18 protein-coding genes and 3 tRNA genes are annotated in these 21,020 nt (G+C 53.4%); 3 read left to right on the plus strand and 18 right to left on the minus strand.

The window, feature by feature from the left end:
- Window positions 1-169: 169 nt before the first annotated feature.
- From rlmB to nnr, 14 genes are all read right to left on the minus strand, one after another.
- On the minus strand, window positions 170-901 hold the full coding sequence (gene rlmB, locus NNO04_RS13765; RefSeq protein WP_271445144.1) for a 23S rRNA (guanosine(2251)-2'-O)-methyltransferase RlmB: 732 nt from the start codon (window positions 899-901) through the stop codon (window positions 170-172).
- Window positions 902-988: 87 nt separating this feature from the next.
- Window positions 989-3,439, minus strand: a complete 2,451-nt coding sequence (gene rnr, locus NNO04_RS13770; protein ID WP_271445145.1) for a ribonuclease R — start codon at window positions 3,437-3,439, stop codon at window positions 989-991.
- 38 nt (window positions 3,440-3,477) lie between these two features.
- Window positions 3,478-3,903 (minus strand): nitric oxide-sensing transcriptional repressor NsrR, encoded by a 426-nt coding sequence (gene nsrR, locus NNO04_RS13775; protein WP_162383033.1) that lies wholly within the window; start codon window positions 3,901-3,903, stop codon window positions 3,478-3,480.
- Window positions 3,904-4,129: 226 nt separating this feature from the next.
- A complete protein-coding gene (gene purA, locus NNO04_RS13780; protein ID WP_162383032.1) occupies window positions 4,130-5,428 on the minus strand; it encodes an adenylosuccinate synthase in 1,299 nt (432 codons plus the stop codon).
- A gap of 102 nt (window positions 5,429-5,530) precedes the next feature.
- Window positions 5,531-5,728, minus strand: coding sequence for a DUF2065 domain-containing protein (locus NNO04_RS13785; RefSeq protein WP_162383031.1), 198 nt, complete (start codon window positions 5,726-5,728; stop codon window positions 5,531-5,533).
- Window positions 5,729-5,809: 81 nt separating this feature from the next.
- Complete coding sequence (gene hflC, locus NNO04_RS13790) at window positions 5,810-6,814, minus strand: protease modulator HflC (protein ID WP_162383030.1); 1,005 nt, start codon at window positions 6,812-6,814, stop codon at window positions 5,810-5,812.
- A 2-nt stretch (window positions 6,815-6,816) separates the two neighbouring features.
- Window positions 6,817-8,079 carry an FtsH protease activity modulator HflK gene (hflK, locus tag NNO04_RS13795; RefSeq protein ID WP_271445146.1) on the minus strand — a complete coding sequence of 421 codons (1,263 nt, stop codon included), beginning with the start codon at window positions 8,077-8,079 and terminating at the stop codon, window positions 6,817-6,819.
- A gap of 125 nt (window positions 8,080-8,204) precedes the next feature.
- The gene (gene hflX, locus NNO04_RS13800; protein ID WP_271445147.1) at window positions 8,205-9,485 is read right to left on the minus strand and encodes a ribosome rescue GTPase HflX; all 1,281 of its coding nucleotides are present in this window, start codon (window positions 9,483-9,485) and stop codon (window positions 8,205-8,207) included.
- A gap of 73 nt (window positions 9,486-9,558) precedes the next feature.
- Window positions 9,559-9,867, minus strand: a complete 309-nt coding sequence (hfq, locus tag NNO04_RS13805; protein WP_162383027.1) for an RNA chaperone Hfq — start codon at window positions 9,865-9,867, stop codon at window positions 9,559-9,561.
- 83 nt (window positions 9,868-9,950) lie between these two features.
- Window positions 9,951-10,901 (minus strand): tRNA (adenosine(37)-N6)-dimethylallyltransferase MiaA, encoded by a 951-nt coding sequence (gene miaA / locus NNO04_RS13810; protein ID WP_271445148.1) that lies wholly within the window; start codon window positions 10,899-10,901, stop codon window positions 9,951-9,953.
- Entirely contained in the window at window positions 10,894-12,753 is a 1,860-nt protein-coding gene (gene mutL, locus NNO04_RS13815; protein ID WP_271445149.1) for a DNA mismatch repair endonuclease MutL, read from the minus strand. Before mutL ends, miaA begins: the two co-directional genes overlap by 8 nt.
- 9 nt (window positions 12,754-12,762) lie before the next feature.
- Window positions 12,763-14,091 carry an N-acetylmuramoyl-L-alanine amidase AmiB gene (gene amiB / locus NNO04_RS13820; protein ID WP_271445150.1) on the minus strand — a complete coding sequence of 443 codons (1,329 nt, stop codon included), beginning with the start codon at window positions 14,089-14,091 and terminating at the stop codon, window positions 12,763-12,765.
- A 16-nt stretch (window positions 14,092-14,107) separates the two neighbouring features.
- A complete protein-coding gene (gene tsaE / locus NNO04_RS13825; protein ID WP_271445151.1) occupies window positions 14,108-14,569 on the minus strand; it encodes a tRNA (adenosine(37)-N6)-threonylcarbamoyltransferase complex ATPase subunit type 1 TsaE in 462 nt (153 codons plus the stop codon).
- Complete coding sequence (nnr, locus tag NNO04_RS13830; RefSeq protein WP_271445152.1) at window positions 14,541-16,088, minus strand: bifunctional ADP-dependent NAD(P)H-hydrate dehydratase/NAD(P)H-hydrate epimerase; 1,548 nt, start codon at window positions 16,086-16,088, stop codon at window positions 14,541-14,543. Before nnr ends, tsaE begins: the two co-directional genes overlap by 29 nt.
- On the opposite strand from nnr, the gene queG reads away from it, so the two are divergent.
- Entirely contained in the window at window positions 16,087-17,226 is a 1,140-nt protein-coding gene (queG, locus tag NNO04_RS13835) for a tRNA epoxyqueuosine(34) reductase QueG (protein ID WP_271445153.1), read from the plus strand. The two genes, nnr and queG, sit on opposite strands and share 2 nt — an antisense overlap.
- 269 nt (window positions 17,227-17,495) lie before the next feature.
- On the opposite strand, the gene NNO04_RS13840 is transcribed toward queG, so the two are convergent.
- From NNO04_RS13840 to orn, 4 genes are all read right to left on the minus strand, one after another.
- A tRNA-Gly gene (locus tag NNO04_RS13840) sits at window positions 17,496-17,571 on the minus strand.
- 35 nt (window positions 17,572-17,606) lie between these two features.
- Window positions 17,607-17,682, minus strand: a tRNA-Gly gene (locus tag NNO04_RS13845).
- A gap of 158 nt (window positions 17,683-17,840) precedes the next feature.
- Window positions 17,841-17,916, minus strand: a tRNA-Gly gene (locus NNO04_RS13850).
- A gap of 207 nt (window positions 17,917-18,123) precedes the next feature.
- Window positions 18,124-18,669, minus strand: a complete 546-nt coding sequence (gene orn, locus NNO04_RS13855; protein WP_192610815.1) for an oligoribonuclease — start codon at window positions 18,667-18,669, stop codon at window positions 18,124-18,126.
- Window positions 18,670-18,775: 106 nt separating this feature from the next.
- Between orn and rsgA the strand changes: the two genes are divergently transcribed.
- Complete coding sequence (gene rsgA / locus NNO04_RS13860; protein WP_271445154.1) at window positions 18,776-19,828, plus strand: small ribosomal subunit biogenesis GTPase RsgA; 1,053 nt, start codon at window positions 18,776-18,778, stop codon at window positions 19,826-19,828.
- A gap of 207 nt (window positions 19,829-20,035) precedes the next feature.
- Window positions 20,036-21,004 carry an archaetidylserine decarboxylase gene (gene asd / locus NNO04_RS13865; protein WP_271445155.1) on the plus strand — a complete coding sequence of 323 codons (969 nt, stop codon included), beginning with the start codon at window positions 20,036-20,038 and terminating at the stop codon, window positions 21,002-21,004.
- Window positions 21,005-21,020: the final 16 nt, after the last annotated feature.

The following is a 21,020-nucleotide window of genomic DNA, read 5'->3' on the forward strand; positions in this document are numbered from 1 at the left end:
GTTGAACATTTGCAGTTGCCAGACCGCAAGGTGTTTTAACAAATCAAAAGGGGTTTTAATAACTGGCTCAAAGCTGAAAGCTTTACTGAACCCCCAGCCTAGCTGGGGGTTTTCTATAGACAAAAAAAACCATCCCTAATTTGGATGGTTTTTCTGCACAACAAACGCCTCAACTGCGCTGGCGTACGGCCTCAAACAAACAGATCCCCGTCGCTACAGAGACGTTAAGCGACGAAACGCTACCCGCCATGGGGATACTGATCAATTCATCACAATGCTCGCGGGTCAGACGACGCATACCTTCACCTTCCGCGCCCATCACCAGCGCCAGACGGCCGGTCATTTTGCTCTGATACAGTGTATGGTCGGCTTCACCGGCCGTACCCACGATCCAGACGTTCTCTTCCTGTAACATGCGCATGGTGCGCGCCAGATTGGTCACACGGATCAGCGGTACGCTTTCAGCTGCGCCGCAAGCGACTTTTTTGGCTGTCGCATTCAACTGCGCAGAGCGATCCTTCGGCACAATCACCGCATGGACGCCAGCCGCATCGGCGCTACGCAGACACGCCCCCAGGTTGTGCGGGTCGGTCACGCCGTCAAGAATTAACAGAAACGGTTGATCGAGTGAGGCAATCAGATCCGGCAGATCGTTTTCCTGATACTGACGACCGGGCTTCACACGCGCAATAATTCCCTGATGTACCGCACCCTCACTTTTCTCATCCAGAAACTGGCGGTTCGCCAACTGGATGACAACACCCTGCGCTTCCAGAGCATGGATCAGCGGCAGCAGGCGCTTGTCTTCACGGCCTTTCAAAATAAAGACATCCTGAAAACGCTCAGGAGCACGCTCCAGCAGGGCCTGCACCGCATGGATGCCGTAAATCATTTCACTCATGAATGTACTCGTTAATGGTTAATGTTGCCGTCATCGGCATGTAACGCCGGGCGGCGATGCTCGCGCCCGGCCTACAGTGTCATGTCGTTATTCAGCGACTTTCTTCTTTGCTGCGCGTTTTGCCTTCGTGGCAGAAGCGATTTTAAGCGTTTTTGCCGACGGTTTTTTCGCTTTTTTATCGCCTTTTTTCTCCGCTTTCGGTTTAGCCGCTTTGCCTTTCTTCTCACCACGGAAGGCGCTATCCGGCTCGAAATTCACCTTTTTGCCAACCTGACGGCGTTTGCCTGCGGGTTTCCCGTTATCGCCTTTTTTCGTTTTCTCACGCGCCGTTTTCCCAACGTTGCGCGGCGCGCGCTCGCTGGAGATCAGGCTAAAGTCGATTTTACGCTCATCCATATTGACCGCTTCAACCTTCACTTCCACGCGATCGCCCAGACGATACATCTGACCACTGGATTCGCCGGTCAGACGTTGCCCAACCTGATCAAAACGGTAATAGTCGTTATCCAGGGAAGAGACGTGGACCAGGCCATCAATAAACAGTTCATCAAGACGAACGAAGAACCCAAAGCCTGTTACGCTGGCAATCACGCCCTTAAAGACGTTACCTACCTGATCCAGCATAAAGTCGCACTTCAGCCAGTCAGAAACGTCACGTGTGGCTTCATCAGCACGGCGTTCGGTCATGGAACAGTGCTGGCCCAGTTGCAGCATTTCTTCCATCGAGTAATGGTAGCCGCCCGTCTCGGTGCTGTTACCTTTATGGCCCTGCTCTTTCGCCAGCAAATATTTGATTGCACGGTGCAATGAGAGGTCCGGATAACGGCGGATAGGCGACGTGAAGTGCGCATATTGCTGCAGCGCCAGACCAAAGTGCCCGCGGTTTTCTGGATCATAAATCGCCTGCTTCATTGAGCGCAGCAGCATGGTTTGTAGCATTTCTGCGTCGGGTCTGCCTTCGACCGACTCCAGCAACTCAGCGTAGTCACGCGGCTCTGGTTTGTTACCGCCAGGTAGTTCCAGTCCCAGTTCTGACAGTACTGAGCGGAAGGAGTTGATCGCTTCCGTCGTCGGTTTGTCGTGGATACGGAACAACGCAGGTTCTTTGGCTTTCTCAACAAAACGTGCCGCTGAGATATTTGCCAGAATCATGCACTCTTCAATCAGTTTGTGTGCGTCGTTGCGCTGCGTCTGCTCAATGCGTTCGATACGGCGTTCGGCGTTGAAGATAAACTTCGCTTCTTCGCTTTCAAAAGAGATACCGCCGCGTTCTTCACGCGCGTTGTCCAGCACCTTGTAAAGGTTGTGCAGCTCTTCGAGGTGTTTTACCAGCGGCGCATACTGTTCACGCAGATCCTGATCACCCTGCAGAATATGCCAAACTTTGGTGTAGGTCAGTCGCGCATGAGAGCTCATTACTGCTTCATAGAATTTATAGCCGGTCAGGCGCCCTTTGGTAGACACGGTCATTTCGCAGACCATACACAGGCGATCAACCTGCGGGTTCAGCGAACACAAACCGTTCGAGAGCACCTCTGGCAGCATTGGCACGACCTGCGACGGGAAGTAAACCGACGTCCCGCGATTGCGCGCTTCCTGATCCAGCGGTGTTGGCGGGCGCACGTAATAGCTAACGTCAGCAATCGCGACCCACAAACGCCAACCGCCGCCGCGTTTTTTCTCGCAATAGACAGCATCGTCAAAGTCACGCGCATCTTCACCATCGATAGTCACCAACGGCAAGTCACGCAGATCGACACGGCCCGCTTTCGCCTCTTCCGGTACTTCTTCTTTCAGCCCGGCAACCTGTTTTTCAACTGCTGCAGGCCAAATATAAGGGATTTCATGGGTACGCAGCGCCATATCGACAGCCATGCCGGTACCCATATTGTCACCCAGCACCTCGACAATTTTACCCACGGCTTTGGTGCGACGGGTCGGGCGTTGGGTGAGTTCCACCACCACCACAAAGCCCATGCGCGCGCCCATCACCTCTTCAGGCGGGATCAGAATGTCAAAGCTCAGGCGACTGTCGTCCGGCACCACGAATCCCACGCCAGCATCGGTAAAGTAACGACCAACAATCTGGCTGGTTTTCGGAACCAGCACACGCACGATACGCGCTTCACGACGGCCTTTGCGGTCGGCGCCCAACGGCTGCGCCAGTACCTGATCGCCATGAATGCAGGTTTTCATCTGCTCGCTGGAAAGGTACAAATCATCTTTGCGACCTTCGACGCGTAAAAAACCGTAGCCATCGCGATGACCAATAACGGTGCCTTTCAGTAAGTCGAGGCGTTCCGGCAGCGCATAACACTGGCGGCGAGTGAAGACCAGTTGCCCGTCACGTTCCATGGCACGCAGACGGCGGCGCAGGGCTTCCTGCTGCTCTTCGCCTTCAATATTCAGTTCAATGGCCAGTTCATCACGGTTGGCCGGTTTTTCGCGTTTAGTTAAATGTTCGAGGATATATTCCCGGCTCGGGATAGGGTTCGCGTATTTTTCAGCTTCGCGTTCCTGGAAAGGATCATGTGACATCTCGGTTCCTCCGTTGTCAGCTCCAGTGGAGTTTTACGTCACTCCACCAGCAATAATTTATAAAGTGGCTGATTCTCTTCAACCAAATCGGCAAGCGTATAGTTGTCCAGTTCCGTGAGAAAACTGTGCACTGCCTTAGAAAGCGCCTGTTTGAGTCGACAGGCTGGGGTTATATGGCAAAATTCGCTGCTGCAGTTCACCAGCGACAGGGGCTCCAGCTCGCGCACCACATCACCAATACGAATTTTATCAGCAGATTTACCCAAGCGGATACCGCCGTTTTTTCCTCGAATGGCAGTCACATAGCCCGCCCGGCTAAGCTGATTGATTATTTTGACCATATGATTACGGGACACGCCGTAGACTTCTGTCACCTCAGAAATACTGGTCATACGTCCATCCGGTAGCGACGCCATATAGATTAGCGCGCGTAATCCGTAATCGGTGAAACTCGTTAACTGCACATTAACCTCAGGAAAAGGGAAAACGGGATATACCTGGTAGTATTAATTATATTGATGATAAACCAGCCACCAGCCAGGTCGCTAATTTATTTCAGTGCGGGAAGGAAAAAAGCGAGGATCTTGCGAATGATTAAGCCGGATGGCAGCGCTTTGCGCCTTATCCGGCCTGGAACAACGGACAAACCGTAGGCCCGGTCAGCGCAGCGCTACCGGGCATTACCATAGATTATGCGTCGAACGGGTCGCGCAGAATCATGGTCTCAGTACGATCCGGACCGGTAGAAATAATATCAATCGGCACACCGGTCAGTTCTTCAATACGTTTGATGTAGTTCAGCGCTGCCTGCGGCAGACCGCTGCGCTCCTTCACGCCAAACGTGGTTTCAGACCAGCCAGGCATGGTTTCGTAGATCGGCTCAATGCCTTTCCAGTCATCAGCTGCCAGCGGAGTGGTCGTGACTTCACGGCCATCCGGCATACGGTAAGCCACACAGATTTTCACCTCTTTCAAACCGTCCAGTACGTCCAGTTTGGTCAGGCAGAAGCCAGACAGGGAGTTGATCTGTACAGCACGACGCACAGCAACGGAATCCAGCCAGCCAGTACGACGACGACGACCAGTGGTTGCACCGTATTCGTTACCCTGCTTGCACAGGAATTCGCCGGTTTCATCAAACAGTTCTGTCGGGAACGGACCCGCGCCCACACGTGTAGAGTAAGCTTTGATGATACCCAGAACGTAATCCACAAAACGCGGGCCCAGGCCGGAACCGGTCGCGACGCCACCCGCGGTGGTGTTAGAGGAGGTTACGTACGGATAAGTACCGTGGTCGATATCCAGCAGAGTACCCTGCGCACCTTCGAACATGACGAAATCGCCACGTTTGCGCGCCTGGTCCAGCAGGTCGGAAACATCAACAACCATCGAGGTCAGGATGTCGGCAATCGCCATCACATCATCCAGCACTTTCTGGTAGTCAACAGCTTCAACTTTGTAGAAATTCACCAACTGGAAGTTGTGATATTCCATCACTTCTTTCAGTTTTTCAGCGAAGGTGGCTTTGTCGAACAGGTCGCCAACGCGCAGACCGCGACGAGCAACTTTATCTTCATACGCCGGCCCAATACCGCGCCCCGTAGTACCAATCGCTTTCTCACCACGAGCTTTTTCACGCGCGTTATCCAGCGCAACGTGATAATCCAGGATCAGCGGACAGGCTTCAGACAGCAGCAGGCGCTCACGAACAGGAATGCCACGGTCTTCCAGTCCTTTCATCTCTTTCATCAACGCGCTCGGAGACAGCACAACACCGTTACCGATGATGCTGGTCACATTTTCGCGAAGAATACCTGATGGAATAAGATGGAGGACGGTTTTTTCACCGTTGATTACGAGAGTATGGCCTGCGTTGTGACCACCCTGGTAGCGCACAACATATTTAGCCCGTTCAGTCAGAAGATCGACGATCTTTCCTTTACCTTCGTCACCCCATTGGGTGCCCAGTACGACGACGTTGTTACCCATTTTTCAAAATCACCGTTTGCTTAAAAATGGATTCTACCATCGCTTTTTCAGATATACAGCACTTTTTGCGGGCTAAAAACGGGTAATTAGCCCACTTTTTGATCAGCCAATCGTTTTCCTCAACATGTAGTAGACAACGATGCCCGCAACCACAAGACCTCCGCCAAAACGGCGTAAAGTATTTTCAGGCAATTGCGTCATGGCAGAGATCATTTTCTTCCAGGCCCTGGGATAAAGCATCGGACCCAGACCTTCAAACACCAAAACCAGGGCGAGCGCCAGCCAAATTGTTGAGTTCATCCGTTGTCCTTATAAAAAAGAAAACCACCGCATCCCTGGGGATGCCGGTGGTTTTGCTTATCTAAAACCGCGAACGTTATTTTAACGTGCCGTGGTGCTCGGTGTCTTCATGTAGCGGAAGAAATCGCTGTCCGGACTCATCACCATGACGTCCTGATTTCCTTCAAAGCTCTTCTCGTAAGCACGCAGGCTACGAATGAACGCGTAGAAATCGGGATCCTGGCTAAAGGCATCCGCAAACAGTTTCGCCGCTTCAGCATCGCCTTCACCGCGCATAATGCGGCCCTGGCGCTCGGCTTCCGCCAGCGTTTTCGTTACTTCGTAATCCGCTGTTGCACGCAGTTTTTCCGCTTCTTCCTGACCCTGTGAACGGTGACGGCGTGCTACCGCTTCACGCTCGGCGCGCATACGGTTGTAAATCGCCTCAGAGACTTCCGCAGGCAGGTTAATCTGCTTGATACGCACATCGACCACTTCGATACCCAACGCCGCCATACTGTTCGGGTTAATGACTGGCACTTTACCGTTGGTTTCAGCGGTTACGCGCTCAGCGGCCTCGGCAATCGCGTTATCCGCGGCTGGCGTCTCCACTTCGTCATCAGTGCCTGCTGTACCGGAGTTCAGTGCGTCACGCACTTCCAGGGTCAGACGACCACGAGAATCGGTGACGATATCTTTCACGTCCAGACGACCAATCTCAGAACGCAGACGGTCAGAGAATTTACGTTTCAGCAGCACTTCGGCCTGAGAAACGTCACCACCGCCCGTTGCCAGGAAGTAGCGGCTGAAATCACTGATACGCCACTTAATATAAGAGTCGACGATCAGGTCTTTCTTCTCTTTGGTGACAAAACGATCGGCCTGGTTATCCATCGTCTGGATACGCGCGTCGAGCATTTTAACCGACTGAATGAACGGAACCTTGAAGTGCAGGCCCGGCTCATAAATCAGCGGTTTCTTGTCGCTGTCGCGCACAACGCTGCTGAACTGGAACTTGATCCCGCGCTCGCCTTCTTTGACCACAAAGAGAGACGTGTACAGCACTACCAGCACGATGATGATAATCGCAATAACTGACTTACGCATCGTTATTCCCCCTGACGCTGGTAGTCGTTACGCTGCGCGTTAGCGCGGCGTTGGTCCATAATATCGCCCGGGCTGGTGGACGAGGTGTTGCTAGCTCCGCTGTTGCTGGAGGAAGACGCCGGCGGCAGACGCAGCAGGTTGTTTGCCCCGCTGTTATCGCTCTTTACCCCGGTGGTGTTCCCGCCTTTCAGCATCTGATCCAATGGCAGAACCATCAGATTACCGCCTTTGTCGTTGACCAGTACTTTACGGGTATGGCTCAACACTTTTTCCATCGTTTCGATATACAGACGCTCGCGAGTAATTTGCGGCGCGGCTTTATATTCCGGCAGGATCTTGGCAAAGCGAGCCACTTCACCCTGTGCTTCCAGGATGGTTTGTGTTTTGTAAGCACGCGCTTCTTCAAGAATACGCTGCGCCTGACCGTTTGCACGCGGCTGAACTTCGTTGGTGTACGCTTCAGCCTCACGGATGTATTGCTGCTCGTTTTCACGCGCTGCGATAGCATCGTCAAACGCGGCTTTCACCTCTTCCGGCGGACGCGCAGCCTGGAAGTTGACGTCCAGCAGCGTAATACCCATGTTGTAAGGACGAATCGTCTCTTCCAGTTCGCGCTGGGTATCGCTACGAATCACAGTACGGCCTTCGGTCAGAATGCGGTCCATGGTGTATTTACCGATAACCCCACGCAGGGCGCTGTCGGTTGCCTGACGCAAACTGTCATCGGCGCTGGTCACGCTAAACAGGTAACGCTGCGGATCGGTCACGCGATACTGCACGTTCATCTCAACACGGACGACGTTTTCGTCAGATGTCAGCATCACGCCGGATGCAGCAAGTTCACGCACCGCTTCAACGTTCACCGGGGTGACAACATCGACAAATGTCGGTTTCCAGTTCAGACCCGGCTCAACCAAATGGCTGAATTTACCGAAGCGTGTCACCACGCCGCGTTCCGCTTCTTTAATGGTATAGAAACCACTGGCCGCCCAAATAATGACGATAGCTGCCGCAGCGATGGATACGACACGACCACCCAAATGCGGGCGAGGGCCTTGCGATGAACTGCCGCCGCCAGAGCCAGTACCTTTACCGCCACCCAGACCACCGAGTTTTTTACTCAGTTTGCGGAAGATATCATCCAGATCAGGAGGCCCCTGATCGCGGCCACCTTTGTTTCCATTTCCCTCAGGGTTGCCGCCAGGTTTGCTGCTTCCCCACGGGTCGCGGTCTTGTCCGTTATTACCGGGCTGATTCCACGCCATGTTTGTGCTCCATATTTGTTATGCGGTGATATACCCCGTTTTTTGCACTACAGGGGCGTTGCCGCCGTCCTGCAACCCAAAATCCGATAAGTATTGGGCAAAAATCCTCAGGCCTTTCGTCCTGGTCAGATTACGTAATCCACCAGGGTTGGTTCTTGTTTACAGAGGCGACGCCAGTCAACGATCGGCATGCGAACTTGCAAACTTACGCTGCCGTCCTCCTCCATCCACTCTTTTTCTATTGCCTGAAGTTGATAAAACCGGCTTCTCAGGCGGCCTTCCTGCGGCGGTAAACGCAACGTGTGCTGCGCCACCTCACCGGAAAGTCGTTCAGTCAAAGCCTGAAAAAGCTGTGGTATGCCAATTCCGGTCTGCGCGGAAAGCCAGACACGGATTGGTTTATTCTCTTCATCTCTGTCGATACGCGGCTCAAAGTCGTCCAGCATGTCGATCTTGTTCATCACCATCAGGGTCGGGATCTCGTGAGCATCGATCTCTTCGAGCACCGTATCCACTGCTTCGATGTTTTCCTGTACGCGTACGTCAGCAGCGTCCACAACGTGCAATAACAGCGTGGCCTGACGTGTCTCCTGCAAAGTAGCTTTAAAGGCTGCCACCAGGTCATGCGGTAAATGACGGATAAAACCAACGGTATCCGCCAGCACGGTTTCACCGACATCCGCAACGTCTATGCGACGCAGCGTCGGGTCCAGGGTCGCGAACAGTTGATCTGCTGCATAGACCTGGGCTTCGGTTATCTGGTTAAACAGGGTGGATTTTCCGGCGTTGGTATATCCCACCAGAGATACGGTTGGGACATCCGCTTTCTTGCGCGACTGCCGCCCCTGCTCACGTTGCTTCTCAACTTTCTCCAGGCGCGACTGTATTTGCAAAATACGATTACGCAGCAAACGACGGTCGGTTTCGAGCTGGGTTTCCCCCGGACCGCGCAAACCAATCCCGCCTTTCTGCCTTTCAAGGTGGGTCCAGCCACGGACCAGCCGTGTGGCCAGATGGCGCAACTGCGCCAGCTCAACCTGCAACTTACCCTCGTGGGTACGCGCACGCTGGGCAAAAATATCTAAAATAAGACCGGTCCTGTCGATAACAAGACACTGGCACAACTGTTCCAGGTTTCGTTCCTGGGCAGGGCTTAAAGCATGATCAAAAATCACGACCGCAGCGCCAGTCGCTTTCACGGCTTCCGCAATTTCAACTGCCTTACCTTCACCAACAAAATACTTCGGGTGCGGTGCTTTACGGCTACCGGTAATCACCTGCATTGCTTCGACACCGGCGGAAGAGACAAGAGATTCAAACTCTTGTAGGTCTTCCATATCTTTGTCTTGCGAAAAATAGATGTGTACCAGTACCGCCTGCTCACCGGCATCATAACGGTCAAACAAGCGTAAACCCTCATAAATAACCAGCGGGGGCCGCTATTATGGCGCCCCCGACATGGATAAACAGCGACAAACCTTATTCGGTTTCTTCGCTGTCCTGTTGCGCAGAAGAACCTTGCGCGCTGCTACCGTGATGATAGTTACTGCTGGTGCCGCCGGTGGCATTATTGCTGTGATGAGAAACCGGGCGAGACGGGACAACAGTAGAAATCGCGTGCTTGTAAACCATCTGGCTGACCGTGTTTTTCAACAGGATCACGAACTGATCAAAAGACTCGATTTGACCTTGCAGCTTAATACCATTCACCAAATAAATAGAAACCGGAACACGTTCCCGACGCAATGCGTTCAGGAACGGATCTTGTAAAGATTGCCCCTTAGCCATTCTCTCTTTTCCTTATATGCTTATTTGTACTTTGAACCTTTCGATTCTGAAAATTGCGCACGATACGTCTCAATTGTACACATTCAGTCTGCGATAGCACCAACAACCTGTAATACTTCGTTTCGCGCCTGGTCAGGGTTTTCACTGTCAAGCCAGTGCACACCTTCCCATCCTCGTAACCAGGTTATCTGACGCTTCGCCAACTGCCTCGTGGCGCAAACACCTCTATAAACCATTTCATCGTATGATATTTCGCCTTCAATGTATGACCACATCTGGCGGTATCCCACGCAACGAATGGAAGGCAAATCCGTATGCAAATCTCCACGGGCAAAAAGCGCCCGTACTTCTGCCTCAAAACCTGAAGCCAACATCTGATGAAAACGCTGCTCAATTCGCTGATGGAGCAGTTCACGGCTCGCCGGGGCGATGGCGAACTGATGCACCTGGTACGGTAGAGCGTCTCCTGACGTTTGCGTCAGTTCCGTTAAAGTTTTACCCGAAATGAAAAAAACTTCCAGTGCCCGGGAAAGTCTTTGCGGATCATTTGGATGAATTCGCGCAGCCGCAACAGGGTCAATCTCCTGAAGCTGTCGGTGCAACGCGTCCCATCCCTGCTCTGCCGCCTGTTGTTCAATTCTGGCTCTGACCTCAGGATCCGCCGACGGTAATGGCGATAATCCCTCAAGCAATGCCTTGAAATACAACATCGTACCGCCAACTAACAGCGGAATACGTCCCGCCGCAGTGATGTCAGCCATCTCCGCCAGGGCATCACGACGAAAATCCGCCGCAGAATACGCCTGCAAAGGATCGCGAATATCCAGCAATCGGTGCGGAGCGGCCTTTAACTCTTCAGCGTAGGGCTTGGCCGTACCAATATCCATCCCTTGATAAATAAGGGCGGAATCGACGCTTATCAACTCTACTGGCAAAACTTTACGCAATTCAATTGCTAATGCGGTCTTGCCGGAGGCCGTCGGCCCCATCAAAAAAATCGCCTTTGGCAGGCTCGCCTTACAGATATCACTCATGTTTCAGGGCGTTCATCGCCGAATGTAAATCAACAGGTTGTAATAGACCACCCGGCGGTGCCTTCACAAGTTGAGGACATAACCGCTCAACATCAGCCAGCAGGGTAATGGCCTGCGCCATAGTCCATTGCGGATGTTCACTCATCAGATTACGCGCAATCCACTGGGCAATGTTGTCTGCCTCATAGCCAGATTGCTGCGCCAGGTAGCCTATCAGTTCAGGAATCAAGATTTGTAAATTTTGTTGGCGTAAGGGTAAAGGCACAGCTCGAATGGTCACATGCTGCGCATCCAGCTGAAATTCAATCCCTAAATCCGCCAAACAGGGAAGCGCGTTTTGCAGCGCCACCTTTTCGTCAACCGCCACTTTTAAGCGCAGCGGGATCAGCAACGGCTGGGCACAAACCGGCGCTTTTCCGGGCGTCAGTTGCGCCTGTCGCAGCCAGCGTTCAGCCACTGGCAGCGACAGTAACTGGATGCGACCATTGGCTTCGAGTAACGCGCAATCGGCGCCAATAATCGTAAGTACGCGACCAAAACTCTGGCTGTGTCCGGCAAGCGCTGGCTCGACAGCATCAGGACGTTGTTTTTTTTGCGCCGGAGCAGGCGTCTGTAGCAATTGACGATAAACCTCCCCCTCCTGCTTTTGATAACCCGGCTGAGCCTGCGGCCAATGGGCGGAGGCCTGACGGCCAGTGTGACTCACCGGGGAAGGAGAAGAATAACGCAGTGTCGCAGGTTCACGCGCGACTGCAGGTTCTGCAAAGTGATTGCGTCCGGCCGCCACACGGTTTTCCGGAATAGGTCTTGGCGTCGGCTCATCGTCTTCTGCCAACGGCAACAGTGTCTCAAGCTGCTGTTGCAGCACACTGAGAACCCCCTGATAGATAAAATCATGCACCAGGCGCGACTGGTGAAACCGCACTTCGTGTTTGGCGGGATGCACGTTGACATCAACCTGATGAGGGTCAATTTCCAGATACAGCACAAACGCCGGTTGCTGATCGGCGCCAAGTTTGTTTTCACAGGCCTGGCGAATGGCATGATTGATCAACCGATCGCGCATCATACGTCCGTTCACATAGCAGTACTGAATTTCCGCCAGCGCCGCCGTTGTGTGATGAGGATCAGCCACCCAACCGTGCAGCAGCAAATCGCCATGCTGCCACTCAATCGCCAGCGCCTGTTCCAGAAACGAGGTGCCGCAAATTGCGCCCAGTCGACGCTCTTTCTGCCCATCCTGCGCTACCGCACGATACTGACGCACCATTTTGCCGTTGTGCGACAAATTGATCGTGACGTCAAAACGCGCCAACGCTATGCGCCGAATAATCTCATCAATATGGTTAAATTCGGTTTTCTCGGTACGCATGAACTTGCGCCGCGCCGGGGTATTGTAGAACAGATCCAGCACTTCCAGCGTCGTGCCCACCGGATGCGCGGCGGGTTTAACCGTCACGTCCATGTCACGCCCTTCGGCATACGCCTGCCAGGCTTCAGGCTGTTCTGCGGTGCGGGAGGTGAGCGTTAACCGCGACACCGAACTGATACTCGCCAGCGCTTCACCGCGAAACCCGAGGCTGATAATCGCTTCAAGATCGTCAAGCGTGGCGATTTTACTGGTCGCGTGACGCGCTAACGCCAGCGCCAGTTCGTCCTTTTTAATGCCACAACCGTTATCGCGAATGCGGATAAGCTTTGCGCCGCCGCGTTCGATATCGATATCAATTCGCGTCGCGCCAGCATCAAGGCTGTTTTCTACCAGTTCTTTGACCACTGACGCAGGTCGTTCCACCACTTCACCTGCGGCAATTTGGTTCGCCAGTTGCGGCGGAAGAACCTGAATCGGCATGACTATTCCTTAGTTTGTTAGCATCTCACCCGGCGCTGTCGCGCTGGCAGTTTGCGCAGGCGTCCCCTGCGGCCCGGATTGCACCGGGTGCGCCAGGAAGTAGTTACGCAGGCCTTTATAGATGGCATCAGCCAACTGCTGCTGATAATCATCGCTTGCCAGCAAACGCTCTTCGCTGCGGTTGCTGATAAAGCCCGTTTCAACCAGCACCGATGGAATGTCTGGCGAGCGCAACACGCCGAGGCTGGCGTGTTCAGGACGACGCTTATGCATCGAACCAATACGCTGTAACTGACTGATCATGTTGGTCGCCACATCATACCCTACCCGTTGTGAATGACCGAATTGCAGATCCAACACCGCCTGACTCAGGTAAGGATCAGACTGACTGTTTGCCAGTACATCGCCCGCGCCGCCTAACAGTTCGGACTGCTTCTCATGCTGCTCCAGCCAGCCCGCCATTTCAGTGTTTGCACGTCGGTTTGACAATACCCACACCGAAGCCCCTGTCGCATCGCGATTTGGCGCGGCATCCGCATGGATCGACACCAGGAAGTTGGCATTTTGCTTCCGCGCGACGTCCGAACGCCCCATCACCGAGATGAAGTAGTCTCCGTCACGCGTTAAGACGCCCTTGAACATCGGATCATCGTTGAGCAGCGTACGCAGTTTGCGGGCGACGGCGATAGTGACATTCTTCTCACGAATACCACCGGGACCAATGGCGCCAGGGTCCTGGCCACCATGACCGGCATCAATAGCAATAACGATCTTGTCGCTATTACTCACCGGAGCACGTGCTGCAGGACGCGTCGCCGTGTTGCTGCTCACCACAGCCGTCGTGCGATCGTTACTGGATTTAAACGGATTACGTGCAGGTTCACTCGGACGCGGCGCGATCTCCGGCGTCTCAACGCGTTTCACCACCACTGGCGGCGGGGGTGGCGGCGGGGCATCAGCGTTAATCGTAAAGACCACGGTATAATTACCGCCGTTTTGCCGCTTCACGGCGTCGGTTTTCCCGTTCTCGGTTAAATCCACGACCAGCCGCAGCGACTGCGCATCCTTCGGTGTTCCCGAGCGGATCGCCTTCACCAGGTTATTTCCGCTAAACAGCAGCGGCAATCCCTGAATCACGCCGCTCTGTTTAATATCCAGCGCAACGGTACGTTTACTGTCTTGCGAAAAGGTATAATCCGGATCGCCGATAAAACTCAGCGTAATCCGCGCCTGTTGTTCGCCGTTGGAAACCTGAATATCGGAGAGGCTGGCGGCCCCGACCTGCGCGCACAGCAGGGCCAGTGTTACCGCCAACCAATTTCTGATGCGAAAAATCATCCCGCCACCCTTGAAGTTAACCGGCTAAACGCGCCAGCAACAAATTACCTGATGAGGAGACCGCGCTAATGCGCGCCTCACGACCTTGCGCCTGGTAATCTATGTGTATTTCGACATCCGGGTCAGGCAGTACACCTTTACCTTGTTGCGGCCATTCCACCAGGCAGATGGCATCATTGGCAAAATAATCACGGATCCCCATAAATTCCAGCTCCTCAGGGTCCGCAAGACGGTATAAATCAAAGTGATATACCATTAGGTTATCGAGTGAATAAGGTTCGACCAGTGTATAGGTTGGACTTTTCACGTTGCCTTTATGGCCTAATGCCTGCAGGAACCCGCGGCTAAAGGTGGTTTTACCCGCACCTAAATCACCGTACAAATAGATAACAGTCGCACCCGCACAGGCTTTAGCTACCCGCAGTCCCAGGTCTAATGTTGCCTGCTCATCAGGTAGCGGAATTACTCGATTCATCATGGTTTACGTCAATCACATCAGGGTTAACAATACGCTGGAGCGTGGAAAAGAGATCGGACGCCAGCATGCCGCGAGTGCCGAAACGCGCAGCAAGCACATCCGCTGCCGCGCCGTGGGCAACACATCCCGCACACGCTGCATCATACGGGGTAAGCTTCTGTCCGAGCAATGCGCCAATCATCCCGGAGAGCACATCGCCCATACCGCCGCTGGCCATTCCCGCATTACCGGCATCAATAATAGCTGGCACAGCTGACTCTGCGTCAACAACCGTTCCCGCGCCTTTTAGCACTACAACACCACCGTACCGTTTTACCAGACGGCGGGCTGAAAGTAAGCGATCACTTTCTATTTCTGCAACAGAGCAGCCCAGCAGCCGGGCAGCTTCCCCCGGATGCGGGGTGATCACGCGATTGTGACGTTTATCGGGATTGATTGCCAGCAGGTTGAGCGAATCCGCATCCCAGAGCATTGGTTTACGAAAACTCTCAACTTTCTGCAGCGCCTTTTTACCCCACGCCTGTTGCCCAAGCCCGGGGCCAATTACCACCACATCGGCCCATGCCAGACTTTCCTCAAGAGACTGCGGGGTCAGTTCATGAACCATCAGCTCTGGCCGGGCCGTCAGCAGCGGTGCAATGTTTTCAGCGCGCGTCAGCACTCTGACTAACCCGGCGCCGGTTCGTAGCGCCGCCTCGCCTGCCAGACGAATCGCTCCGGCAGTACCATAATCACCGCCAATAATCACCAGCCGACCGTGATCACCCTTGTGCGATGTCGGACGACGCGGTGGCAACCAGCAGCTGAGCTGCGAGGCATCAACGCGTTGGATTTGCCTCTCCTGTCTCGCCAGCCAGTTTTCCAGACCCAGCGCATCAAAATGCAACTGCCCGGTGACATCCCGCGCGTTTCCCGTCAGCAAACCGGGTTTCAGCGCAATAAACGTGACCGTATGCGCGGCATTAATCACCGCGCCGGGCGTCGCGCCCGTCTGCGCCAGCAGGCCGGAAGGAATATCCACCGCCACCACGGGAGCGGGATGCGCATTGGCGTGCTCGATCAATGCGGCAAGGGACTGGCGCGGTGCCTGCATAAGGCCAGTCCCTGAAAGCGCATCAATAATGACGTCAACTCCCGCAGGCCAGACGATATCTGGCGCATGAATCACGCCTCCCGCGTTCAGCCAGGACTCGCGAGCCTGCGCGGCCTCATCAGGGAGTGGCTTCTCACTTACTTGCGCCAACAGCGTGACAGTCATGCCTGCGGCTTTCGCAAACCTTGCCAGTACATAGCCATCACCGCCGTTATTGCCGTGCCCACAGAGCACCAGCCAGTGGCGGGCCGCTGGATATGCACTGCGGGTGACCTGAAACGCCGCTTCGCCCGCACGCAACATCAATTCGTACAGCGTTAATCCTGAAGCGTCTGCCGCTTCGCGCTCCACTCTCTTGATGTCATCGGCGGGCCAAATGGAGTGTGGTATACTTGTGGGGTATTTCTTCATTGTATGGTCCGTCATGTCAGAGCCCCTCAATCTCAATCAGTTAGCGCAAAATATCAAACAGTGGGGGCTGGAACTGGGCTTTCAGCAGGTCGGTATTGCCGATACCGATCTCAGCGAAGCCGAACCCAAACTGCAGGCATGGCTGGACAAACAATACCACGGCGAGATGGACTGGATGGCCCGCCACGGCATGATGCGCGCCAGACCACATGAATTATTGCCCGGTACTCTGCGCGTGATCAGCGTACGCATGAACTATCTGCCCGCTAACGCCGCCTTCGCCAGCACGCTGAAAAATCCCCGGTTGGGCTACGTCAGTCGTTATGCTTTAGGTCGCGACTACCACAAGCTCTTACGTAACCGCCTCAAAAAACTGGGCGAGATGATTCAGCAACATTGTGTTTCGCTGAATTTTAGACCGTTTGTCGACTCTGCGCCCATTCTTGAACGCCCGCTGGCTGAAAAAGCCGGTCTCGGCTGGACGGGTAAGCACTCACTTACACTTAACCGCGAGGCAGGTTCATTCTTTTTCCTTGGCGAGCTACTGATCGATTTACCCCTGCCCATCGACGCTCCTCAGGAAGAGGGATGCGGAAAATGCGTGGCCTGTATGACAATCTGTCCGACCGGTGCGATTGTAGAACCTTACACTGTCGATGCCCGCCGCTGTATCTCGTATCTCACGATCGAGCTGGAAGGCGCGATCCCTGAAGAACTTCGCCCGCTGATAGGAAACAGGATTTATGGTTGTGATGACTGTCAGCTTATTTGCCCGTGGAATCGCTACTCGCAGTTGACCACTGAGGATGATTTCAGTCCGCGTCAACCGCTACACGCCCCGGAACTGATTGAACTGTTCAACTGGAGCGAAGCTCGATTCCTGAAAGTCACGGAAGGATCAGCGATCCGCCGCATTGGTCACTTACGCTGGTTGCGAAATATTGCTGTCGCACTCGGAAATGCGCCGTGGGACGATGCGGTGATTCAGGCGCTGGAAAGTCGCCGAGGTGAGCACCCACTTCTTGATGAGCACATAGAATGGGCGGTTGCCCAGCAAATTGAGCGGCGCAATGCTTGTGTGGTAGAAGTGCAATTACCGTCGAAACAGCGTCTGATCAGAGCGGTTGAAAAAGGTCTGCCACGTGACGCCTGAATCATCCACAGCTTGTGTATAAAAATAAAAATGCATTGTGATTCAAGAGGGAAAAAATCGTCAAGTGATCGCATTAACATTTCGAAATGTTAATTAATCAAGCATTTTCAACTAGTTATATTGTTACTATTCACCCGACAAAGTTTTTCGCATTCCAGGAATTATACCCTGACCTGTGGATAAGTCTGTTTACAAGAGTGTGTCAGAAGCAAAAGAAATCGTCCCCAACGTGATAACGCGTTGTGGATAATTTTATTGAGATAAGAATTTGGAGCGGGAAACGAGACTCGAACTCGCGACCCCGACCTTGGCAAGGTCGTGCTCTACCAACTGAGCTATTCCCGCTTGGGTGGTGCGTATCTTGCGATACTTTCAAATTTTGGAGCGGGAAACGAGACTCGAACTCGCGACCCCGACCTTGGCAAGGTCGTGCTCTACCAACTGAGCTATTCCCGCTTAATCTTCGTCTTTCGAACCGCTACTGCGTTGGACTGCCTTCATTCACCTTAGTCACTTACTTCAGTAAGCTCCCAAGGATTCATTCAGTTGCCGCCTTGTCGCAATTCGAAATCCTGCGATTGGGTGGTGCTGTATCTTGCGATACTTTCAAATTTTGGAGCGGGAAACGAGACTCGAACTCGCGACCCCGACCTTGGCAAGGTCGTGCTCTACCAACTGAGCTATTCCCGCAAATTTGTTGCTGTCGTAATTTGCATTTCTGCGTCGTTACGGGAGGCGCATTATACGAGAAATCCTTCCTGCTGCAACCCCCCTAAAAGCGATTTTTTTGTTTTTTTGTTTAAGTGCCGAATAATTCGCCAAAGCGCACAATTTAGCGGCAAAACAGCGATGACGCAAGCTGATGGGCCGGATAAATGCGCAATCCGCCCCACTCGATTACAGCTTAATAAAATGCTCGCGGTAGTACGCCAGTTCTGCCACCGACTCACGGATATCATCCATCGCCTGGTGTGTGCCCTGCTTAGTAAAGCCATCCAGAATTTCCGGCTTCCAGCGGCGCGCCAGCTCTTTCAACGTACTCACATCCAGATAACGGTAGTGGAAGTACGCTTCCAGTTCCGGCATGTATTTAAACAGGAAGCGACGATCCTGTCCGATACTGTTACCGCAAATAGGTGATTTTCCGGCGGGCACCCACTCTTTCAAAAATTCAATCGTCGCCAGTTCCGCTTCGCGATCGCCCACCGTACTTGCCTTCACACGATCCACCAGACCACTTCCGGTATGAGTACGCACGTTCCAGTCATCCATCAGCGCCAGTTGTTCGTCGGACTGATGCACGGCAATCGTCGGCCCTTCTGCCAGGATGTTCAGGTTGGCATCGGTCACCAGCGTCGCGATCTCAATGATGCGATCGCGCTCGGGATCCAGCCCCGTCATTTCAAGATCTATCCAAATGAGGTTGTTTTCATTGGCACTCATGCTATTTTCCACCCTTCAGAGGTCACGTTCAGTGTGACTATATTCATCTAAAATAGCGTGTATCATAGATGTTTTGCCCACAATGGGCGACCAGGAGCCAGTACGATTGAGTAAAAATAAACTCTCCAAAGGCCAACAGCGCCGCGTGAACGCCAATCACCAGCGTCGTCTTAAAACGTCCACGGAGAAGGCCGATTACGATGACAATCTGTTTGGTGAAACCGCTGAAGGTATTGTTATCAGCCGTTTTGGTATGCATGCCGACGTCGAATCCACCAACGGCGAAGTACACCGTTGCAATATTCGTCGAACCATCCGTTCGCTGGTCACTGGCGATCGCGTGGTCTGGCGTCCAGGAAAAGCGGCGGCGGAAGGCGTAAACGTCAAAGGCATTGTCGAAGCCGTGCATGAACGCACCTCGGTGCTCACTCGTCCGGACTTTTATGACGGCGTAAAACCCATTGCCGCCAACATCGACCAAATCGTAATTGTCTCCGCCATTTTGCCGGAGCTGTCGCTCAATATTATCGACCGATATCTGGTGGCTTGCGAAACGCTGCAGGTTGAACCGATTATCGTGCTCAACAAGATCGATCTGCTGGACGATGAAGGCATGGCCTTCGTAAACGAACAGATGGATATCTATCGTAACATTGGCTATCGCGTATTGATGGTATCCAGCCATACAAACAATGGTCTGAAGCCGCTTGAAGAGGCATTAACCGATCGTATTAGCATTTTTGCTGGTCAGTCGGGCGTAGGCAAATCCAGTTTGCTTAATAACCTGCTCGGTCTGCAGGAAGAGATCCTGACCAACGATGTCTCCGACAACTCCGGTCTTGGACAGCACACAACCACGGCTTCTCGCCTGTACCACTTCCCGCACGGCGGTGATGTCATCGATTCCCCCGGCGTTCGCGAATTTGGGCTGTGGCATCTTGAGCCGGAACAAATCACGCACGGCTTTGTCGAATTTCATGACTATTTAGGGCATTGCAAATACCGCGACTGCAAACATGATGCGGACCCAGGCTGTGCTATCCGTGAGGCAGTAGAGAAAGGGGTGATTGCCGAGACCCGCTTCGAAAATTATCACCGGATTCTGGAAAGCATGGCGCAAGTAAAAACGCGTAAAAACTTTTCTGATACGGATAACTGACAACTAAGCTAAGCGTCGCTAGAATCGACCCCCTTTTTCAGGATCCGCTAAATGTACACAAAATCATTCAAAATGCATCGAGGCGGCAAGTGAGTGAATCCCCAGGAGCATAGATAGCTATGTGACTGGGGTGAGCGAGCACAGCCAACGCAGAGGCAGTTTGAAGGATGAAGTGTAGAACGACAAAACAATGGCCTGGAGGCTACCTTGTTAAACTCATTTAAACTTTCGCTACAGTACATTCTGCCGAAACTATGGCTCACTCGCCTGGCGGGTTGGGGCGCAAGCAAACGAGCAGGATGGCTGACTAAACTGGTTATCGACCTGTTTGTGAAGTACTACAAGGTCGATATGAATGAAGCACAGAAACCGGACACCGCCAGCTACCGCACATTCAACGACTTCTTTGTCCGTCCGCTGCGTGACGATGTGCGCCCGGTAGATACCGACCCGAACATCCTGGTGATGCCGGCAGACGGCGTGATCAGTCAGCTAGGTCGCATTGAAGAAGACAAAATTCTGCAGGCAAAAGGGCATAACTATAGCCTCGAGGCGCTGCTGGCAGGCAACTATCTGATGGCCGACCTGTTCCGCAACGGTTCGTTTGTCACCACTTACCTCTCCCCGCGCGACTATCACCGCGTACACATGCCGTGTAACGGCATTCTGCGTGAAATGATTTACGTGCCGGGTGATTTGTTCTCCGTCAACCATCTGACCGCGCAAAACGTCCCGAACCTGTTTGCCCGTAACGAGCGTGTCATTTGTCTGTTTGATACCGAATTTGGCCCGATGGCGCAGATCCTGGTCGGCGCAACCATCGTCGGTAGCATTGAAACCGTGTGGGCGGGAACCATCACGCCGCCACGTGAAGGCATCATCAAACGCTGGACCTGGCCTGCGGGCGAAAGCGAAGGTTCTGTTGCACTGTTGAAAGGCCAGGAGATGGGTCGTTTCAAGCTGGGCTCTACTGTCATCAACTTGTTTGCGCCAGGTAAAGTGAATCTGGTCGAACAACTGCAAAGTCTGTCTGCGACCAAAATTGGTCAGCCGCTGGCCATGTCTACCGAGATTTTCACCCCGTCAGACGTAGAAACTGCGCCGGTTGCAGAAACGGAAATTGCCGCAGAACACGACGCCAACCCACCGGTTGACGACAAGACAGAACAAAGCTAACGACAAGGGTAGACTG

The organism is Citrobacter sp. Awk 4 (genome assembly GCF_028069725.1).
In the GTDB taxonomy this organism is placed as follows: Bacteria; Pseudomonadota; Gammaproteobacteria; order Enterobacterales; family Enterobacteriaceae; genus Citrobacter_D.